Source organism: Gardnerella swidsinskii (genome assembly GCF_003397705.1).
Lineage (GTDB): Bacteria > Actinomycetota > Actinomycetes > Actinomycetales > Bifidobacteriaceae > Bifidobacterium > Bifidobacterium swidsinskii.
This window is the reverse complement of record NZ_QJVB01000002.1, coordinates 17,357-38,696: the sequence shown is the minus strand read 5'-3', so window position 1 is coordinate 38,696 and position 21,340 is coordinate 17,357. Positions and strand designations below refer to the sequence as shown.

The following is a 21,340-nucleotide window of genomic DNA, read 5'->3' as shown; positions in this document are numbered from 1 at the left end:
GTGGCGTTTAATCACATTATTTTAGTATATAAGAAATTATGCATGTTATAAAATGCGCGACATTATTTATCGAAATTATTTCATCAATAGATTGCTAATAAGAGAATACGACGGCTTCGAATATTGAGAAAAAAATGGAGCGGACAACGGGACTCGAACCCGCGGTCTCAACCTTGGCAAGGTTGCGCTTTACCAACTAAGCTATGTCCGCAAACAAGTGAATACCTTATATCATTTTCATAAAAAGTGCAAATTAGGTATGTCGCAAGCCTTACAAGTATTTGCTGCACTTGTAAGGCTTACTTGTTTCAGATTTTTAGTGTTTTAAGTTGAAAACTTATTTTATTTGTTTGCTTACTTGCTTTCGTCATCGCGCTTTGGAGAAGATGGTGTTGCACCCTTTTCAAGCACTCGACCAGGGCCTGCAAGATAAGCTGCGCGGCCTGCTTCAATACCAAGCTTGAATGCTTTAGCCATAAGCACAATATCGTTTGCAGTAGCAACTCCAGTATTTGCCATTACAGCTGCAGCACCCATTTCCATTGCTTCAGCAGCCTGGCTTGGAACGCCAATGCCGGCATCGACAATAACAGGAAGATCGATTTCGTCGATAATAAGCTGAATAAACTTCTTAGTTTCAAGACCCTTGTTAGAGCCAATCAAAGAGCCGAGAGGCATAATTGCGGCAGCTCCAGCGTCGCGCATTGCCTTAGCAAAGTACAAATCTGGATACATGTAAGGAAGAACAGTAAAACCTTCGTCAGCCAAAATCTTTGTTGCTTGCAAAGTAGCTTCATTGTTTGGCAATAAATACTTGCGATCAGGAATAATCTCAAGCTTGATGAAGTTTCCGCAACCCATTTCGCGAGCAATATGTGCAGTGTTAACTGCTTCCTCTACAGTTACGCATCCGCTAGTATTAGGCAAAATGGTAACGCCTTCTGGAATATGCTTTAAAATTCCTGCAGCTTTCTCGCTATAGCGAATTGCTACAGTAATCATTTCAGCTTTAGCACTATTTACTGCGGCATCAATAAGCTCCTCAGAATACTTTCCAGAACCCAAAATGTATCGAGAAGTAAACTTCTTACCGCCCAATTCTAAATAATCTTCATTCTCCATAATTTCCTCCATTTTTTATCCATTTCAACGCTTCTAACGCTTCTAAACTTGCGATAATCGAAACATAAGGCAAATACAAGCCTTCTTCAGGAGAAGACTTAAAATCACCCACTAAGCACACGTTTGAAAGATGCTTAATTTTGATGTTCCTAATATCTCCTAGTCCAGATAAACCAGAAGCAGTAATAACATATTTGTTAGGATGATTCATGAAATAGTCAAGAACCATTGCTTTCGATTCGCGATTGTCGAATGCTTCAATAAACAAGTCGGAGCGCTCAGCAATCTCATCTAACGATTCCGGCGTAACTTTTTGCACAAAAGCTTCTACTTCAACGTACGGCAAAGTTTCATTAAGCCGCGCTTTAGTAGCAGATACTTTGTGTTGTCCAATTTCGTTAATCGTATAATTTTGACGGTTTAAATTCGAATACTCGATACTGTCAAAATCGTAAATGTACAACTTTTTTACGCCGGCTCGCGCAAGCATCAACGCAATATTTGATCCTAAACCGCCGCAGCCAAGTATTGAAACTGATTGTTGAGCAAACAAATCATTATCTTCCTTTAGCTGACGTTTAAGAACTTTTGCGCGAATATCGTCACTTTCCATTCATCCTCCTCCCATAATGCTAAATACTTCAATTTTTGCGTTATCTTTAACTATGAAAGTTTCAAAATCTTTGCGTTTTACTAATTCACCATCAACTTCTATTGCAACAAAAGTACTGTCGTAGCCTTCGCGCTTAAGTAGTTCAAGTAAATTCTCGTTCTCAACATAATCCACAGTATCGTGATTAAGTTTCAGCACACTTACCTCCTTTCTGTAGAATATGCTTTAAGTTTTAAATATTACGTTTAAAGATTCTACCTAATCCTTAGCTGGATGAAGAATAAACTTGCCTTTAAAGTCTTCGCAAACGCCGTTTTCTTTGCTGTAAATTTCTTCACCGCGAAGCAAAGTTCTTACCACCTGGCAGCCAATAGTGCGACCAACGTACGGGCTGAACCTATTGCGATACTCAAGGTCCTCAGCTTTAAGAACATAAGGAGCATTTGGTTTAATGAATGCCAAGTCTGCATCATAACCCAAACGTATGCTTCCTTTTCCTTTCAGATCGAAGCGTTTTGCAGAATTGCTAGAATTCAATGCCACAAATTGAGTTAATGACATTCCGCGCTTTTGCACAGCTTCATCAAAGAACACATCAACATCGTTTTGAACGCTACCAATACCACCCCAAGCTGTGAAAGCATCATCAGTTTGCTTCAAACTCAAAGGAGCTGGCGAATGGTCGGAAACAATGAAGTTAATAGAACCGTCAAAAACCTTTTCCCACAAGCCATTCTGGTTTTCCTTGTCACGAATCGGCGGAGTGCACTTAGCAATATTTCCAATCTCGTCAAGCTCAGAAGTGTCGAAATACAGGTAATGGTTGCAAGTTTCGCAGCTTACGTCAACGCCATTCTTACGAGCGTCAGCAACAGCTTGAGCACCTTCTGGTGAAGAAACATGAACAATATGAATTCTGCATCCAGTTTCTTTAGCAAAAAGACAAGCGCGCTCAATAGCTTCAACTTCAGTGAAAACAGGTCTGGTTGCTACGAACTCAGAAAGCTTTCTAGCTCCCATTTGATGAGCTTTCTTTCCAAGCTGATCTGTAATAGGAGCGTTTTCGCAATGCATAATCAAAATTTTGCCTGTTTTAGCAATCTGCTGCATACCTGTGTAGAGGGAATAATCGTCGCAATTATACAAATCAACTTGCAAATCCCTGTCGCCGGTAGTTCCAAGGAATGCCTTGTAATTAACGACACCCTGCTTATCTTGCTCGCATATTCCACCGTTTAGATTTTGCGGCTCCAAACCACCAGTTTGACCAACATCAACCTTGAGCTTTCCGTCGGCTTCTTCAAGCACTGCCTCAAATGATTTTCCATCAGTAGTAGCAGGAATCTGATTGCAAGGCATTTGCAGCATTGTAGTAATACCGCCTTTTGCACCGGCAGAAGTTGCTGTTACAAAACCTTCCCAATCGTCGCGAACGCCGCCGCCTGGAGCGTTAATATGAACATGAGAATCAACTTTTCCAGGAACAACTATTAAACCAGTTGCATCAATAGTTTTATCGGCTGTAAAGTTGCTTCCAAAAGCGGCAAACTTGCCGTCTTTAATTGCTATATCGGCTTTAGTTGCTTCATTATCGAATACAACCAAACCGTTTGTGATTACTACATCGTAGTTCATATTATTTCCTTTCTTTAGCCATTGTTGGCTGAAAAACTTTTGATAGTAATATTTGACACACGAAACCTACAGCGCATCCCACAATCCATGAGATTTGAGTAAGCGGTGAAAGTAGAGGAATTATCTGCCCGGAAAGAGCAAATAAAAGCCCAAGTATCGTAGAAGTATAAGATATCCAGTTAGTTCCAGAATAAGCAGATTTTGACGAGCTATTTGTATCGTAATAAATTTGATCAAGATCAATATGCGTGCGCTTTACTACGTAATAGTCAGCAAGTAGAACACCTGCAATAGGGCCTAAAAGCATACCAATAAGATTCAAAAAGCCTGTAATATTAGCCATAAACTTCCACGGCATTAACACAGTGCTTACAAGAGCTGCAATAACTACGCCACGCTTATAATTTACAAATCGCGGAGCTAAAGCAGTTAGCTGGTATGCTGCAGGAACAATATTGCCAGTAGCATTTGTGCAAACTGTAGTAAGTAGAAGCAACCCAGTAGCTATTGCAATTGCAGGAAGATTATCCCACTTGTTTATGATAACAAGAACATCTGTAATAGTTTCATGGTAAAAAAGCGATCCGCCCACTAAAATAACTACGCTTGTAAAAGCAAAAAGCGCGTAACTCAGCAAGAAGCTAGCAATTTGACCTTTTAGTTGAGCCATAGTTGACTTTGCGTTTTGCGTAAAATCAGCAATAGAAACGGCAGGAGCAGCCCAAACACCCAGTACAGAATTTACAACCATCATCATGAAAAGCCCAAGACCGTAATTAGTTGGCGCTTGAACAGTAGCATGATATTGCATGATTGCAGATAAACCACCAGCACAGCTAATAGCCCATACGCTCATGCAACCAAAAACAACGTAAATAAGCGGGCTTAATACTACAGTTAGCTTATTAAGAGTCTTTCCTCCACCTAAACCAATCGCCAAATTAAACAACCAAAATATTGCGAAGGAGATAATAATAGGTATGTGCGAACCTACAAATGGTATTTTGCTTCCAAACGTAAGAAACTCAGGGCAAATTTTGCCAACTAGAATCTCTAAAGCTTTCGCGCCTATATATGTTTGAATGCCATACCAGCATATTGCAGCAACTACTCCCCTAAGGAATCCTGGTAGTTGAGCGCCTGCTTTTCCGTATGTTGCGCGCAAATGCATAGAAAACGGTATGCCGTATTTGGATCCTACAACACCGTTAGCAACCATGACAATTGCTGTAAGAATTGCGCCAAGCATGATACCAATCATTACGTAAATTGGAGAGTATCCCATCAAAAGGAACGCTCCAACTGCAGCATAATTAGGAATATTGTGTACAGACTGCATCCACAAAGTGCAAAAATTAAGAGCGCTCATTGTGCGTTTTTCTTGCGGCTTTGGCAGTAAATCTTCGTTAGTGTAGCCGCGCTCGCGGTAACATTCCAAGTTTTTACTAGCTACTGGCTCGTCTTGTAGCAGTTTACTAATTTGCATGCGCACCTCCTTACTTTTCTTGTTTGTAAATTTGATTCTTTTTTGTGTTTTGAGTTTTGCGTTTTTTATTTTGAGTTTTTTGAAAGTAATAATCGCAACTTTGCTCAAAAATAAAAAAGATACGAAAGGATATCGTACCCGTGGTGGTGCGCCCCTTCGTATCAGCCTCTTATTCGTGAATAAGCGTTGTACTCTCATTCGATATTCACTTTTCTTCGCTGCGATTAATTAAGCAGTGAAGTTTGCATCGTATATGCCTTTTACGTCCTTCCTAAATTTCTATTTCTTTTTGGTTTTCGTTTGGTTTTCGTTTGGTTTCCGTTATCTTTTAGTTGGTTTTCGTTAGTCCTCATAAGCCAAACTATGCAGAGCATCTCGTAAAAGCTTTACTCCGTGAACAGCGTCTTGTGGATCTGTGTACTCTTCTGGAGCGTGACTAATACCATCTTTTGAAGGAACGAAAATCATTCCGGATTTTACAAACGGAGCAAAAATTTGCGTATCTTGACCAGCACCTGAATGCATGACTCTGTACGCATAACCTTGCTTATTAGCTTGATCTTTCAAAAGATTAATAATATCGTTGCTAAGTGGTGTAGGATCGTCAGACATCCACTTATCAATCTGCGCTGTAATGCCATAAGACTTGGCAGTTTCGTGAATATCTTCGTCGAGTTCCTGCAAGAATTTATCAAGAAAAGCTTTATCTGTATGACGGCAGTTCATTGAAAAAGTAACTTCTCCAGGAACAATATTTACTTGATTTGGAACTACGCTGATTCTACCGAAAGTAAGTACCAGTGGGTCGCCTGCTTGCTTAGCTTTGTCAAGATTCTTGGCGATTATATGAGACATGCAATCTACTGCATCGTGCCTGTAGGGCATCATTGTTGTGCCAGCGTGATTTTGTACGCCTTTAAGATGAATATCCCAACGATGCTGACCAGCAATGCTAGTGATAATACCTAAATCTTCGTGATTGCTGTAAAGCGTTGGTCCCTGCTCAATATGTAGCTCAATCCAGGCTTCAAGATTTGCGAACTTAGGTTGAGTTGTTTGATAATTGAACCCAGCTTCACGCATTGCTGTTTCGAAAGGAACACCTTCACTGTCGCAAATATTTTCTACATCCTCTTTTTTGGCTAGTCCGAAGAAATTTTTTGAACCCCAGAATACGTACGGGAAACGTGAGCCTTCCTCTTCTGCTAAGCAGATAATGCGAAGACTTTTCTTTGGCTTTCCATATCTAGTAAGTAAATTCTTAATTGCTAAATATGCTGCAACTATTCCAAGTTGGCCGTCAAAACGACCTCCTCTTGAAACTGTGTCAATATGCGATCCACAAGCTATTATGTTTCCTGGCTTTTCGCATCCTTCAACAGTTGCAATTAGGTTTCCAACTTGGTCGAATTCTACAGTCATACCGAGTTTTTCAAATCGTTGACGAAGAGCAAAAAGAGCCTGTTTCCAAGATTTTGTGTAAAGAGGTCGAGTAACCCCTTGTTCTCCTGGTTTTTCTGTGAATCCTGCAAGCCAGCTTATGGCTGATTCTATAGTTTCAGCACTTATGCTGCTATCAATCATGTGCAGTATTCCTCCTCACTTGTGCAAGTTTTCCCAAAAGTGACATTCAGGCGGATATTTTTTGGTTTTTGTTTAGTTGATACTCGTGTAATTGCTACTACTTTGTGGCAACGCAAGATATCACGAAAATCGTGACAGAAAGAAATCACTTACTGTAATTGCTCCCTACGCATGTCTTAACAAAACAGGTTCAAAGGGTGTTTCTCAACTGTTTCCAGTACCCCTGCAATTTTCACTTGTACTCGGATGAGTATAGCACGATATTAAATGAACTCAAAATGAACATTATCATGTGTGTTTCTGTGAAGAAATGATTGTTTGGTTGACTGATTGGTTGACTGATTGGTTGACTGCTATGAGATATTGCTTCCATTTGTGGTTGCGTGTGTGTTCGGCTGCGAAAAATTTTCATATGAAAGTTAGAAAATAAAAAATAGCCAAATAACAAAAAACGCAGTGCCTCTACACTGCGAACATATTGTGGGTGATATAGGAATCGAACCTATGACCCCTTCCGTGTGAAGGAAGTGCGCTAGCCGCTGCGCCAATCACCCAAAATTTTTTAATTATGCGTGAAAGGCAATCCTTTCGAGTGGGCGATACAAGGTTCGAACTTGTGACCCCTTCCGTGTCAGGGAAGTGCGCTACCACTGCGCCAACCGCCCAGGTTGTTTATTAAGCATGAAGCTTAATCGAGGTGGGTACGAGAGTCGAACTCATCTATACGGCTTTGCAGGCCGCTGCCTAACCGCTTGGCTAACCCACCGTAAGGTCGAATAACTCATCGGACCTAGAGCGGACAACGGGACTCGAACCCGCGGTCTCAACCTTGGCAAGGTTGCGCTTTACCAACTAAGCTATGTCCGCAATGCAACTTTACTGACCAACGTCAGCGCCGAAGCACGAGTAACTACTATACCCGAAATATTTACAAATGCAAGCCCTCGCCTATTTTGGCGTGTCGTTTGGTGGTGTTTGCGTGCGTTGGTTGGATGTTTGTTAGTAAATAAGATTATATATGATACAATGGTAGAACAAATGGATTGGGAGTACTCGGTCGGCGAAAGCTCTAGGCGTTATGCCTAGAGCTTTTTGCTTTTCTTACTATCACTCAATCAATAAGGTTCATTTTATGGATAGACTTTTACGCCATAACCTTTAATTTCTCCATCTATAGATTTTCTGATTTTATTTCTCAATATGTCATACGCTCTATTAGATTGCATAGGATGCAAATAATGTATACCAATAGGTCTAGCAACTAAATCAGCCAATTGAAGACCTTGCAAATTAGCAGATTTACTTATGCAATTAAAATCAAACATTCCTTTAATGCCACGAATATTAGAAGAAGCTATAAAGTTATTAAAAGCCTTTTCAAGATTAGAATCCTCTTTATTGCCACGACTCTCAAAAATAATAGGAATTGTTTTCCCAACTTGATTACGTTCCTGCAATTCATAAAAAATGCGCTCAATACCAAAATTCATGCCAACGAAATAAGGATTTTTAGGAGCATCATAATGAGAATATTTATTCTTATCTATCACTGTTGAAACAATCGTAAAATTAGATGATTCAATTATTTGATTTAATCTATTGAAAAATTCATTTCTTACTGAATATTCCATAAGAATATTAAAAACTCCAATTCTTTTTCTAATTTCACGTTCATGAAGTATAGGAATATTTGAACCGAAAAAATCAAACTTTAATTTAAGAATCTCTGGCACAACATGTTCCACATAATGCTTCTTTTCAAAGATACAAAAAGACAAAACAAACACAGGATACTGCTTGTCTATGCTAACAAGACTTTGGTCGCCGCTTTCATCAACAAAAACAATATAATCGCCAAAAGTATTTTTGTTCATGTCCTACTTCCCAACTCTCATATTTTGTATTCCCCAAAATAGTAAATACTGCAAAATATTATACCAGTAATATAAATTGTGCTAATAATTTTTTATTGAAAAAATAAGTATAAATATAGAAGATGTAGCTTATTTTAATCGTTTTTTTATTTATATCTTGTATAAAAATTGTTGCGTTAAGGAAACAGTTTTGATACTTGCGCGTATTACGTATGATAAATCTGCTAAACAATAACAACAATATGAGTCACACTTGCGATAATGAAGATGCTCATATGATAAAATCAAATATAGAGCTGTGGATCCCCCTTACCATTGACCCTTCACGGGGTAGGTTTGGGGGAATGACCAGCTCTTTGGGTTATATGCCAAAAAAGTGTAGTTATAGTTCAAAATTTATTTATTCATCTGGTGAATGGACTTTACGAGGGACTCCTAAATCGTCTGCTATATCGTCATAGTCATCGCCGCATTCATAAGGGTCTAATAAATTGTAAGCTTCTATTAGCAGCTCTTTAGGTGCGCTCTTGTGTAACCATGCGTCTACTAAATAAATATCAATCGCAACTGACGGTTCGCCTGCGCCAATAGCATCATTAGCAAATTCTTTGGAAAATTCACTCATATATGGCTCAGCATAGGGACGAAGTTTTTCAGCCATGTCATAACAAAGTTTCATCATATCCATTAGCTTTTCACACCTCTCTTATCTTCCACATCATTTATGCAGTAACAACACGCTAAGCTCTTTCTTTTTGATAAACGCACTTCCAGGATAGCATCAGCGTATGTGGGAAAGACAAAATTATCGTTAAAAAGCCGACGGATTTTAAGGGATTACCCCCGCGTATGCGGGAAAGACCGGCTGAAGCGGTACGCGCAACTGCTGAGCAGAGGATCACCCCCGCGTATGCGGGAAAGACCGCGCCTTGCTGAAAATAGCGCGTCCGCGTTTGGGATCACCCCCGCGTATGCGGGAAAGACAAAGTATTCACGACGGTGATTATTTTGATAGAAGGATCACCCCCGCGTATGCGGGAAAGACACCACGGTTTGCAATTTCTGCGTCAATGTTTGCGGATCACCCCCGCGTATGCGGGAAAGACTTGACCCTACTACATTCGCAGACACGCAAGTCGGGATCACCCCCGCGTATGCGGGAAAGACCATTTATTTTTACTTGAATGTCAATAAGTTGGTGGATCACCCCCGCGTATGCGGGAAAGACATCCTCTTTTGCGGATTTCTTACAAGGCAATAGGGATCACCCCCGCGTATGCGGGAAAGACAAAGAATGTTTAGATAAGCTGTCAAAACCTCAAGGATCACCCCCGCGTATGCGGGAAAGACGGCAGGGAAAAGCTGAACTCTTTTATAGATCTAGGATCACCCCCGCGTATGCGGGAAAGACGGCAGGGAAAAGCTGAACTCTTTTATAGATCTAGGATCACCCCCGCGTATGCGGGAAAGACCTTACGGAAATGCAGAAAACAAAACAAAGTACAGGATCACCCCCGCGTATGCGGGAAAGACTTATCGTAGCTCGTTCTCGCGCTATCGTTGATGGGATCACCCCCGCGTATGCGGGAAAGACAAGCTGCGACAGCTTACAATCTCTTTGACTTGCGGATCACCCCCGCGTATGCGGGAAAGACTTTAAGCTGGCTTTGAATACTAGTGCTAAAACGGGATCACCCCCGCGTATGCGGGAAAGACTTTTACCAAGCGAAACCACATCTGCTTCATAAGGGATCACCCCCGCGTATGCGGGAAAGACCTGAGTTAAATGCCCAAGCTTATCATGCAACTGGGATCACCCCCGCGTATGCGGGAAAGACGCAAGCTTTGGCAATAACTCTTTCACATCATCGGGATCACCCCCGCGTATGCGGGAAAGACCCTTCCAAAATTTTTATGCTATTATCAGATGAGGGATCACCCCCGCGTATGCGGGAAAGACTTATTAATTTGGCTGCATCTTGGGTTTTGGAGAGGATCACCCCCGCGTATGCGGGAAAGACTATTTCTTGCGCGCGACGTAAGCGCCCTCTTGCGGATCACCCCCGCGTATGCGGGAAAGACCATTTCGTGAGATAGTTTGCAGCGTGTCGTACAGGATCACCCCCGCGTATGCGGGAAAGACAAAATCGTATGCACATTGTCATGTCTTCTCAAAGGATCACCCCCGCGTATGCGGGAAAGACTCCTAACGCAGTTGCTTTACTTACAACGCGTGAGGATCACCCCCGCGTATGCGGGAAAGACATAAACAATTGCAAACAAATATTGACGCGGAAGGGATCACCCCCGCGTATGCGGGAAAGACCTTGGATTAAAGCACATAGTTATGAAGATGATGGGATCACCCCCGCGTATGCGGGAAAGACTGTCTTTAGGTGAGGAATACGCAGACACTACTAGGATCACCCCCGCGTATGCGGGAAAGACACTTAAAGATCCCAATAAAATTACCATTTCTATAACAGAAACAGTCAAATTTCATTTACTTTTCAGATTCAGCCTATCACAGAGCATGGCACAACAGTATTTTATTTTTATGAAATAAATTTTAGCAATCCTTTCAAATTAAAAACAAGATGCGCTGTTAGTCTAGCATCCAGAAGAGCTCTATGTGGAACAGATTCAGCAATGTTGTATTCGTGCAGCACTGTTTTTAATTGGTAGTTTTTTAAAAATTTCTTTTCTTTCTTTACAAAACGAGAAATATCAAAAATTTTGTTAATTGAAAGAGAATGATCAAATCTTTCATCTAATGAAGATAAAGCAGAATTTAAAAATGACATATCAAATTGTACGTTATATCCAAGTACAGGTAATCTTTCGACAAAATCAATAAATTCTTTTAATGCTAAATCTAATCTGACACCATAAGATTCAAGCATGTTGGATGTAATACCAGTTAGCTCAATAATTTCATTAGGAATAAAATTATTTTTGTTAAAATTACTAACGCTATCGCAATTAATATTTATTAATTTCTGGAATTCTTCAATTTTTCCATCAATGAACTTAACGGCTCCAATTTCAATGATTTTATCAACTTTGCTATTTAAACCTGTAGTTTCGCAATCTATTACAACAAAATTTTTATCTATTTTATCTATAAAATCCTTCCAGTAATCGGTACAAGTTATCTCTTCATTATCCGTAGCAAATTTTGCAGTTTGAGAAGCATTATCATAACTTAGATAACTAATATTTTCATTAGCAAGATTATTTTCAATTGTGCTAGAAGGAGTATTAATATTTTTACGCCTTATATTTGAAAATTTCTTTGCATTATGAAAATGTGCTGCATCGCTAAATCCATGTTTAATATCGTTTTCTAGTGTATCAACTGTTGGAATACGTACTAGAGGCAATCCATCTGAATAAACCACTTCACGATGCGAATGGATAGTTTTAAAATCATAGCCAATCTCATTTCTAGAAGAAAAGCTCATTGTTACAGCACCATTGCCAACACTATCTTCTATACGCTTCCATAATTCTTCTCGGACTCGACTATTAAAATTGCCGACGTAAACGCCTGATGCTATTTCTTGCATCCACTTAGTTAAATCACCTCTTAAAGATAGTGGACAGTTCGTCATCGTAATCACAGTTAACGGCATATCAATTCACCTCACTGTAATTTACGCCAGAAGCTACTAGAAGTTCCTTATCGTCCCAAAGATGTATTATATCAACAGTAATTTGGTCGTCAATCGGGATTTCAAGAAGATTTTGTATATCATTAACAATACGAGACATTATATTGCAATTTGCGAAGCAATCGCGCATCTTCAAACGCATTAACTGTTCAATGTCATCGTCGGATTCACACCGAGCAGCAATTTCAAAAGATGCAGGAATAGTTAATTCAGCTTTATATAAGTCTGCAATATCGTATACAAGAGAAAGATCATGTCCAGTATGCACGAAACCTAATCCAGGTGCTAAACCTAAAGCAGATATTATGCTATGCACTAAACCGTAAAGGCATACATTACCTACAGACAATGCTTTATTAACAACAGTGCCACTTTCAAAATCATTGACTTTATAATCGCGACCATTCCATTGGACATTGTATTTGTTAGACATTTCCCTGTATAAATGTCTAACACGAGCGCCCTCTCTCCCTCGCAATTGTTGCATAGTATATGACGATACGTTTTCATTAGGGAAACGCATTTGATACATTTTTCTCGCAACGTTCAATCTTGATCTACTATTAGTAACAAGTTTTGCTTGTTTTTCCAATAATCTTGAGCTTCTTGACAATGCTCTACCATGAGCGTAATTGCGAACACCATGCTCGCCAACCCAAACTATGCTTGCGCCAACATCTCCAAGTAATTCCATAGCTCTGTGAGTAATCTCAGTGCCAGGACCTAAAAGTAAAACGCCAATCATTGCAGCAGGAACTCTTATAGTTCCATTTGCATCAAAGACTGTAACAGCACTATCAAGACGATTAATTTTCGCATGCTCTACGTATATAAAACTCACTCTGTCGCTTATACGTGGAAGCTCTGGTATTTCAGCTTTTTTGGCACCGAATTTCTTTTTCATACTGTTACAGCCTTTAATAAAATAGCGTCATTTATTTAATTGTCTAAAGGAATTACTGTCATCATTCCAAAGCCATATGCTTTCTTTTTACCAATTCCTTCTAGCAGTGTTTTACGCATGATGTCTGCATCACTAATTGTTAAAATACCTTGATAAACAGCTTTACTTAATCGAATAGGTTTTTCTGACTTGGTGAATAAGCTATATCCGCGTTCAACAATAGCGAATTCATTTTCGTTCAACGAAAAACCTAATTTTTGTGCGCGATTAAGCAAAAAATTCATCTGCTGATCATAAGTAACATGTGGTACTACCCTACCTCTAGTAGTGCGAGTTTCAGCAGTATCAGAAATAGAAACAACAGGATTAAGAGTTACTCTAAATTGCATTTTCATACCATTTTTTAAAGACGACAAGAACTTATCATAATTCTTGCTTGAAGCTGTTCCAGCAACTCCATACATCTCTAAACGTTGTAAATTAGGTTCTGAATCACTCACTATAAGTAAGTAATGTTTCCCATTCAAAGAATCTATTCTCCACAATTTTCTGCTTCGCTCATGATTTATCCATTCATCTGGAAAACTTTGTTCAACCCAGTTATGAAAAGCTCCTACAGATTTAAGATCTAGCTGCGATTTAGGTTTTTTATAATCAATTTCAACTCTACTCAAATAAGACATTTAAGCCTCCAATCCAGAAAAAGCATCATGCTCAAAACTAAAAGTTTCAGAATCTTTTAGATGTTCACTATCTGATTTGCTGCTTTCTGAATTCGAATTATTGTGCGAAATCTTCTCAATAGGAATTTCCATTTTTGACTCGTATCGAAATCCAAATTTTCTTTCCTTATTTGAGAAAGAATTAACGTAATCCTTTCGTAGCTTACGAACATACGACTGAATTTTATAAGTACAAGTATTATCTTTAGCTAATTCGCATTCTGCTTTATCTACTAAATCTGAATCAGCATATAAAGATATAAATCCTGCATTACATGATTCATTAGAAGATTGCGAGAGCATAGATAATTTAGAAACTTGTACTTGGTTTTTACCTGCTTTTCTTGCAAGCCACTCATACTTTAATAATGCTTGAATTACTCCGCAATCTTCTACGCCTAAAATAAAATCAGCTGTAGGAGGCAGCGATCTTCTACCCAAACTAGATTGGAAATATGGCGAGCGCAAAGCATCGTTAATGCTATCTATGAGTTTCTCATTGTCAGATCCTATTGCAACAAGAAATATAGCATCTTCTATATAGTAGCGGTTTGTAACATAATTTTTTTCAAAATCACCGTTAGCTTTATATTTTGCAGCAATATGATAATCTCTAAGCAAATTCCCTTGCTGATCAATTCGCACTGCAAAATCTAAATCATTAAGCTTTGCAATATTTTCATCGCAATCTGTACTTCTTCTATATCCAAAAGCTGCAGCAATCATGCCTACTACCGCACTTTTAGATGGATAGTAGTCTGTGTGACGAGTCTCAAAATGAGAATCTGTACCCCATGATTGCAAAGGCCCAGCGAACTTCAGTAATAAACTTTTCATAAGCTTCCTAACTGTTAAACACTAAACATCAACCAATAAGTGTTATTTATTAAGAAATTTACTGAAGCAATTCGGAGACTTTGGAAGAAAAATCATCCAATAATTGCTGCATACTTTGCTCTTCCACTCCTAATTTAATCTCCTCACTTGAAGAATCCATTGTCACATAGAATGATGCAAGTGGTTTATGGACGAATTTTTGAACTTTTTCGTATTCTTGAGATAGCTTTTCTATAGATTTTGAAACATATCCGTCCTTAGATTTTACTGGATCTTCAAATGCACTAACTAAGTTCACTGGCCTATCATCTCTTAAAGTTACTACAAGCATTTGCGGCAAAGTTTGATTCGCAAAAGTATTTGCTTTTCCAGTAGGCATAGCGTTAACGAAAGCTTCAATAAAAAGTCTAAGAGCATTAATTGTAGATTCTTTGTTATCGCTCAACTGATGGCTAAACTCATGTACTGCCACATTTGCATAACGATAAAGCGTTGAAGAATTAAATTCTATTGTTCCAAGCATTCCAGCTCCAGCATTATCCTCAGTAGATAAGTCATCAACAGCAGTATAGTAATCAAATTCAGCACGAACAGCGTGAGTGGAAATTGCGTGAGCAACTTGAGAAGAAGCATCCTCATTAAGCGATGGATCGTCTGCAAGCATGCGACCAAATAAAGCAATATCAATAGGTGGATTATCTTTCAAGATTTCTTGCAGTTGCTTCTTGTCAGTAACTTTATTGATTGCTGCTTGCGCTAGAGAATTTGCTTGAGTCTCTCCTAAGAAGAATAAAGCTTTTGCTGTAGGAACTGTTTCACCCTTATCTGTTTTAGTTTTAACTCCAGCAGTATTTAACGTTTTATCTGCTAAATCTAATGCTTCTTGTTCAGATAATTCTGGTTTTAACGTAATGATTTTATCGGCAACGTATTTAACAATGTTTTTGCTTCGTATTCCAACATTAGAATTACCGCCGTGCTCTTTGAAGTATTCACGCATTGAGTGTTTCCAGCATTGAGAACTTATTCTGTTTCTAGTTACACCGCCATATTGAGCAGTTTTTGGACTGCCTGCATCATCACGATTAATATTGCATGGTGGAACAGTTTGGATTGCTTGAATATCTAAGAATAAATGAGCGTTCATGATTTTGCCTTTCTAATTTTAGTTAATTGTTTAATAATGCTGTTTTTAAAATATGTAATTTTTGAAAGCTAAAAAGTACTGCTACTAGCTAAAGCGATAGTATTCTTGTGCCCAGGAAAGTCTTATTTTTTCTGAATCTTCAAACTGAAGCAAATACAAATCGCGTGCTAATTTAGAATAATCAATCGCTTGTTGATTTTCTTTTGTTCTGCTTTTTAGTAGTCGAACTAGTTGACGAAGGTAATAGTAAAAACTTTCGTAATCGCTTGCAGTAATCATAACACTAAAGCGTCTATCCATCGCTCCACGCACACCTTCGTCACTTCTTAGTGCTCTTAAAGCTGTTCCCATATTGTTATAAGATTTTTCATTTTCTGAATCTTCAGATTTGTTCAAATCCTTATAACTTGATTTTTCTACACTACCTTGTTCATACAATGCGTATATTTGCAAAGTATTTATAACAGATCGCATTTGATAGCTAACTTCACTATATTTATTGATAAAGCTTTCTGGAACATTGCTTAGTATCCATGGCCATATTTCTACAGACTGACTTAATGGCTTACCAATTGTGTGACGCAGTTGAGCAAGCATAGCTCGCCTTGATGCAATATCTGAGCCATTCAAAAATTGATTGATAATTTTTCTAACAGCATTAGATACTTCAACAGATTTGCTTTGATTTTCAGCCATAATAGCCTCCTTTCTATGTCTTTATTTTTTTGATAATTTTTTTAAGCGACTAGTAAAAATGCTGTAAGCCGTAACTATATTTTTTGTAGTTTCTTTCTCACTTTGCACAGCAGGCCTACCTGTAAAATCACGCAATGTAGCATTTTCCAACATGCCTTTTGCTTCATTTATAAGTATGCTATGCAAAGTATTTCTCCATTGAGTACATCGTTCGTTCATTAAATCTTTTGGTTTAATATTTGCTAACCATTGTCTAAACGGCTTATCGACTAAGAAATAAATATGACTAATACACTTATCAGCATATTTAGTTGCATCATCTTTATTTCTATTACGTATTTCACATATGTCTAGAAGAAATTGCCTGTAAATAAATCCTATGGCAGATCTTGTATACTCGACTTCATTGTTAATTCTGCCCACCCATCCGTTGTCAGAATTATCAGTTACTACAACTTCATCAATATGCAGAGTATCGCATATTTCATCTGTAGGAACCCAAGATGTAGCATTACCATCATCTTTCATACTCGCAGCCTGTAATGAAATAGAAGAACCTTCAATATCTTTACTAATTTTGTTTAACCATTCCATAATGCCTGGTTTGTGATTTTTTAGGATCCCATCATCTGATTCTTGCAATGTAAGTAACCCAAATGATCTCCACATAGATTCTTCTACTTTATGCTTCCTTGGAGTGTATTTGTCCTTGTTTTCACGTTCCTTGTTGTACTGCCATACTGTCATCGGCTCAATAAAAGCATTTTGATGATTAATATCAGGAAGTTTCACTATAGAAACCGATATTGGCTTATCAATGCTAATATCAGGATTTATATATATTGCTCTACTCCAGCGAGTGTAAAGTTGAGAAATATTGTCAATAAATGTTTCATAAAACGAATTTTCAATATTTTCCGCTCCTGAATATTCCCAACATGGCTTTTGTTTTTTCTCAGGAGATTGCATTTCGCCAACAAGTACACAGTTGAGCATAAGAGTTTCAAATAGGTTTTCGCCTTCTATGTAAATGCCACCAAGGTCAAAAAGCCATCCTTTAGAAGCTTTATATTTTTCCGTACCAAAAATGGTCTTATCTGCCAATCCAACGTATGACTGTAACACAATAATCCATCTTGCTAATTGTGCTTCAGTAAGTGACGATTTGTTGTTATCAACATTATCTTTTGGAGAAAATACAGCTATTTTATTGTTACTTTCAGAAATCAATCGATTTATATTTTTACCAGATATCTCACTAGGAGATTTGCCACCAAGCTTTTTACTATCGATATCTTGTTTAAGTACTTGCAAAAATGGATACTTGTCATCAAAAAGGTAGAAACGATCATGCCATTGTTCTAAATATTTGAAAACTGCGTCTGGAAACTTTTTTGAATTCCAAACTTCGCGCCAAATATTCATTGTTTCTTTATTGAAATAATATTCATCATCTTCACCTGAATCAAATTCACGAGAATTTCCATGAATGTCGTACCTAGAAAAAACAGTATGAAGCACAGCAAGTAAAACGCGAAGCAATGCAAAGTCCTGTGTTTTCATATCTCCCGCAAGAGCTTTATATTCAGATGCATGATTAAACACATCTGTAATTGATACGAGCTTATTGTGGCCTTTTTTGTCTACAATGACGGAAATCCAAGGCTCATCTAATAAATTAAATCTGCTCACCCTTTATTCCTTTCTGTCTTCTTTTGAACTCTTAATACACACAATACCACTTTTCTCAGAATATGCAACTCTGTATTTCGATAATTCGCAAATATTATTTTCATCGAATAGAAGCACCAAAGAACCTCGCAACCAAGGCTGATTATCCCAGTCTTTGAATTGATTTTGTTTGCGTATTCTTTCCAGTTCGTTAATCGTTTCATCAACACGATTGCTGTTTAGTGTAAACATCCACGGCAATCCTACTGTTTCTTGAGCAAGTTTCATTGCAACTTCCGCATCATCAATATTTTGTGAAATATCTTCACAATCATGGAAAGTTCCATAACCAAACCCAACTTTTTTCACAGCAATAACTTCTATAGATTCACCACTATTGCGAACTTGAGCACATGCAAATTCATCAGATTCATTTGTAATTGGATTCTTCAACAAGCCGACAATAGATCTTTCACCAATTTCTGATTCTGGATTTTCAATTCTATATGTTTTTGCAGCACTTTCATTACTATTTCTTACTGAATCGTGTTCTCTTTTTGCAACAGCATACACATCTTTCAAATCTTCTTGTAACTCTAAAGGATTATCGCCATAAACTATTTGCACTAATCGAGAAATATCTTTAGGCATGTTTATAACATCTGGCAAATAGTATTGGGTTCTCATAAGTAAATATTTGCTGTAAATAGACTCTGAACCTTTATCAAATTCATAACGATCACTGGTTCCCAACACATATAAAATTGGCTCTGTGAAATTTTCTGGGCGTTCTATCGTATGCCTGTGTAATCTACCAGCACGCTGAAGTAATAAATCTATAGGAGCAAGATCAGTAAACAAAACATCAAAATCAATATCAAGCGACTGCTCTAATACTTGCGTACCGATAATTATTGCACGAGCAGGTCTATGAGCATTCTTGCCAATCATATTGCAAATCTGTTGTTCTTTTCTAACTCTATCTGTAGCAATAAATTGCGAATGAATAACTATAACTTCGTAATCACTAAACTCATCAACGCAGGCATTATAAATTTCCTGAGCTCTTTTAACGGTGTTTACTATAATCCCAGCAATACCGCCATTGTTTAGCAAAGATTTAAGCTCATTAACAAGTGATTCATGTAAGTTATCGTCTGTTATTTTTCTTACAGAAATAGATTTATTATCACTAACATCATTTTCAATAAATTTTTGTTTTACACAGTTTTTATCACTGTAAGTGATTAAAGGATAATTATTTGTTTCAAAATCAACATTAGATTTATCACATTCTCTCCAATTAAACCCAAACAACCCACACATATAAGCTTTTATAAGTTCTTTTCTACGCTTAGCAGGTAAAGTAGCAGAAAGTAACACTACAGGAACACCGTATGCTGACATCCAAATAAGAGATTCTTCAAGATACTTATTCATATAAGCGTCATAAGCGTGCACTTCGTCAATAATTACAACTTTTTTACTTAAACCCAAATGACGAAGCATAAGATGTTTTTGCTTTAATGAAGCTAACAAAAATTGGTCTACTGTACCAACCACAAAGTCATCCAACATTGCGGTTTTTCGCCCAGTAAACCAATCATTAAGTATTACTCCATTATTATTTACATCATTATTACTAAATCTACTCTCACAACCATCATTCATATTTTGCATTCCATACGGCAAATGCGCATAATCTGCATTCAGTTCAGCTTTACCATGAACTAAACGTAAACCAATCTCACCCTGAAAATCACTATTCACACTTTTAAGCCAATCCTCAACTCGCCTAAACATTCCATTAGAAGTTGCTTGAGTAGGAAGACCGAAGAATACTCCGCTTCTTCCGGTTAGATTTGCTAATTGCTCAGCAGCAATTAAAGAGGCTTCTGTTTTCCCCGATCCCATTGCAGATTCAAGAATAAAAATTCCAGGCTCTTTAGACTGAGAAATAGCATCATACAACGCTGACTGAATATTATTTGGCAAGAAACCAAAACGATGTTTGTATGTTTGTGAAACATCACTATAGCAATTTAATGATTCCCATACGTCTTTAGAACCATGTTGCAACCACTTTTCCCAACCTTTTCTATATCTTTCTTCCTGATTTTCAATCAAATCTTTTTCTATTGAAATAAGCGGAAAATAGTGTTCATTACTAGTAATCCAATCAGCCATAATTACTAATCCACACAACAAAACTTGTGCTGGCTCACTTATTTCAGGAAGATCATCTACATTAGAAAAATCATTTCTTTCTAAAGCCCAAACCAAAATATCATTCTGCAACTTTTTCCATAATTTACTATTTTCACTCTCAGTTTCACTTTGATAGTAATTGTCAGGATATTTAGACTTATTACTTTTACAAACAGAATCATTATCTAAAGGTTTACCATGATGAGCTCCAACAATTGCACAAATTCCTTCAGGAACTCCAGCATTAGAAAGAATAAATTGACCAGTTATAGTGTGATGACTATTATACCAACCTTCTGGCTTATCAATAAAATAATCAATATTTGTAAAACCAACAGTAGCTAACTTATTTTTTAACGCAATATCTAAATCTTCTGAATTTGAAGACGACTTTCGAAACTGAAAAACGGGAGTAGCTTTACCAATATCATGAACACACCCTAAAAATTGAGATAATTTTTTCGCATCAACTCGTTTACTTAATGATGATTCAATCAATCTTCGCTGACCATCACTAAGCCAGTGATTCCATAATTGACCAATAACATTTCTAGTATCCTCAAGATGTTGAGCAAGAGGAAGCCATTGCATTACTCCATTAGCTTCTCTCTTTTTACCCCATAATGCAGGATTAACAATATGATTACAACTCATACCTACTATCCCCTTAATCCACAATGATTACTAAATAATGGTAAATATACTCTCAATAAGAGCTTTAAGAAAGATTGTGTTGCATATTCGTTACTAAACTAATTAGGGCTTCAAACGTATTGCATGCATTTGAAGCCCCAATAATTGCCTCGCCAATGCGAGAAAGACGATAGAACACGAAACACAGAAGGATCACCCCCGCGCATGCAGGAAAGCCTATCAAAAGCGATTATACATCAACGGCATTGTTATTGTGATTCCTTTAATCTAGATCTTGTACGCATTCGGTTAATCCGTTTGTAGTATAAATTTAAAATTGTTCAAAGTGGTATAACTCTTACAAAAGTAAAGCAGATGTAGATGTTTAATGCGTAAGAAGAGTATCATTCACAAAAATAGATATAACGCAAGTGTATCAAAATTGTTGCGTTAAGGAAACAGTTTTGATACGCGGGTGCGAGCGGTTTTAAATACTTTGCGGTTAGATTATAGCGACAAAAAAATATTGGGCAC

At 37.7% G+C, this 21,340-nt stretch carries 16 protein-coding genes, 5 tRNA genes, 1 CRISPR repeat array and 1 riboswitch; all 21 genes read right to left on the bottom strand.

The features are described from left to right. Positions 1–135: 135 nt before the first annotated feature. Positions 136–211, bottom strand: a tRNA-Gly gene (locus D0T18_RS02470). 143 nt (positions 212–354) lie between these two features. Next, positions 355–1,122, bottom strand: coding sequence for a thiazole synthase (locus tag D0T18_RS02465; RefSeq protein WP_004108959.1), 768 nt, complete (start codon positions 1,120–1,122; stop codon positions 355–357). Then, positions 1,112–1,735: a sulfur carrier protein ThiS adenylyltransferase ThiF gene (gene thiF / locus D0T18_RS02460; RefSeq protein WP_116440424.1), complete on the bottom strand. Its 624-nt coding sequence runs from the start codon at positions 1,733–1,735 to the stop codon at positions 1,112–1,114. Before thiF ends, D0T18_RS02465 begins: the two co-directional genes overlap by 11 nt. Continuing rightward, positions 1,736–1,933 (bottom strand): sulfur carrier protein ThiS, encoded by a 198-nt coding sequence (gene thiS, locus D0T18_RS02455; RefSeq protein ID WP_004106666.1) that lies wholly within the window; start codon positions 1,931–1,933, stop codon positions 1,736–1,738. 60 nt (positions 1,934–1,993) lie between these two features. Next, positions 1,994–3,370, bottom strand: coding sequence for an allantoinase AllB (gene allB, locus D0T18_RS02450; protein WP_116440423.1), 1,377 nt, complete (start codon positions 3,368–3,370; stop codon positions 1,994–1,996). Between the two features lies 1 nt (position 3,371). After that, positions 3,372–4,856: an allantoin permease gene (gene allW / locus D0T18_RS02445; protein WP_116440422.1), complete on the bottom strand. Its 1,485-nt coding sequence runs from the start codon at positions 4,854–4,856 to the stop codon at positions 3,372–3,374. A gap of 342 nt (positions 4,857–5,198) precedes the next feature. After that, a complete protein-coding gene (locus tag D0T18_RS02440) occupies positions 5,199–6,440 on the bottom strand; it encodes a hydantoinase/carbamoylase family amidase (protein WP_116440421.1) in 1,242 nt (413 codons plus the stop codon). 145 nt (positions 6,441–6,585) lie between these two features. Next, positions 6,586–6,675: riboswitch (TPP riboswitch) on the bottom strand. Between the two features lie 246 nt (positions 6,676–6,921). Then, positions 6,922–6,994, bottom strand: a tRNA-Val gene (locus D0T18_RS02435). 39 nt (positions 6,995–7,033) lie between these two features. Next, a tRNA-Val gene (locus D0T18_RS02430) sits at positions 7,034–7,105 on the bottom strand. 30 nt (positions 7,106–7,135) lie between these two features. Further along, positions 7,136–7,206: transfer RNA gene (locus D0T18_RS02425), tRNA-Cys, on the bottom strand. A gap of 28 nt (positions 7,207–7,234) precedes the next feature. Then, a tRNA-Gly gene (locus tag D0T18_RS02420) sits at positions 7,235–7,307 on the bottom strand. A 263-nt stretch (positions 7,308–7,570) separates the two neighbouring features. Then, complete coding sequence (locus tag D0T18_RS02415) at positions 7,571–8,314, bottom strand: DUF3800 domain-containing protein (RefSeq protein WP_116440420.1); 744 nt, start codon at positions 8,312–8,314, stop codon at positions 7,571–7,573. A 400-nt stretch (positions 8,315–8,714) separates the two neighbouring features. Then, positions 8,715–9,002, bottom strand: coding sequence for a hypothetical protein (locus tag D0T18_RS06800; RefSeq protein ID WP_162861132.1), 288 nt, complete (start codon positions 9,000–9,002; stop codon positions 8,715–8,717). Between the two features lie 146 nt (positions 9,003–9,148). After that, positions 9,149–10,762: direct repeats of the CRISPR family, unit length 28 nt; unit sequence GGATCACCCCCGCGTATGCGGGAAAGAC. A gap of 107 nt (positions 10,763–10,869) precedes the next feature. Beyond that, positions 10,870–11,949 (bottom strand): type I-E CRISPR-associated endoribonuclease Cas2e, encoded by a 1,080-nt coding sequence (gene cas2e, locus D0T18_RS02405; RefSeq protein WP_116440419.1) that lies wholly within the window; start codon positions 11,947–11,949, stop codon positions 10,870–10,872. Position 11,950: 1 nt separating this feature from the next. Beyond that, on the bottom strand, positions 11,951–12,892 hold the full coding sequence (gene cas1e, locus D0T18_RS02400) for a type I-E CRISPR-associated endonuclease Cas1e (protein WP_116440418.1): 942 nt from the start codon (positions 12,890–12,892) through the stop codon (positions 11,951–11,953). Positions 12,893–12,927: 35 nt separating this feature from the next. After that, on the bottom strand, positions 12,928–13,575 hold the full coding sequence (cas6e, locus tag D0T18_RS02395; protein WP_116440417.1) for a type I-E CRISPR-associated protein Cas6/Cse3/CasE: 648 nt from the start codon (positions 13,573–13,575) through the stop codon (positions 12,928–12,930). Continuing rightward, positions 13,576–14,451, bottom strand: coding sequence for a type I-E CRISPR-associated protein Cas5/CasD (gene cas5e / locus D0T18_RS02390; RefSeq protein ID WP_116440416.1), 876 nt, complete (start codon positions 14,449–14,451; stop codon positions 13,576–13,578). Between the two features lie 58 nt (positions 14,452–14,509). Beyond that, positions 14,510–15,598: a type I-E CRISPR-associated protein Cas7/Cse4/CasC gene (gene cas7e / locus D0T18_RS02385; protein WP_116440415.1), complete on the bottom strand. Its 1,089-nt coding sequence runs from the start codon at positions 15,596–15,598 to the stop codon at positions 14,510–14,512. A gap of 84 nt (positions 15,599–15,682) precedes the next feature. After that, on the bottom strand, positions 15,683–16,294 hold the full coding sequence (gene casB, locus D0T18_RS02380) for a type I-E CRISPR-associated protein Cse2/CasB (protein WP_116440414.1): 612 nt from the start codon (positions 16,292–16,294) through the stop codon (positions 15,683–15,685). A gap of 21 nt (positions 16,295–16,315) precedes the next feature. After that, positions 16,316–17,986 carry a type I-E CRISPR-associated protein Cse1/CasA gene (casA, locus tag D0T18_RS02375; RefSeq protein ID WP_116440413.1) on the bottom strand — a complete coding sequence of 557 codons (1,671 nt, stop codon included), beginning with the start codon at positions 17,984–17,986 and terminating at the stop codon, positions 16,316–16,318. A gap of 3 nt (positions 17,987–17,989) precedes the next feature. After that, complete coding sequence (gene cas3 / locus D0T18_RS02370; RefSeq protein WP_116440412.1) at positions 17,990–20,827, bottom strand: CRISPR-associated helicase Cas3'; 2,838 nt, start codon at positions 20,825–20,827, stop codon at positions 17,990–17,992. Between the last annotated feature and the right edge of the window lie 513 nt (positions 20,828–21,340).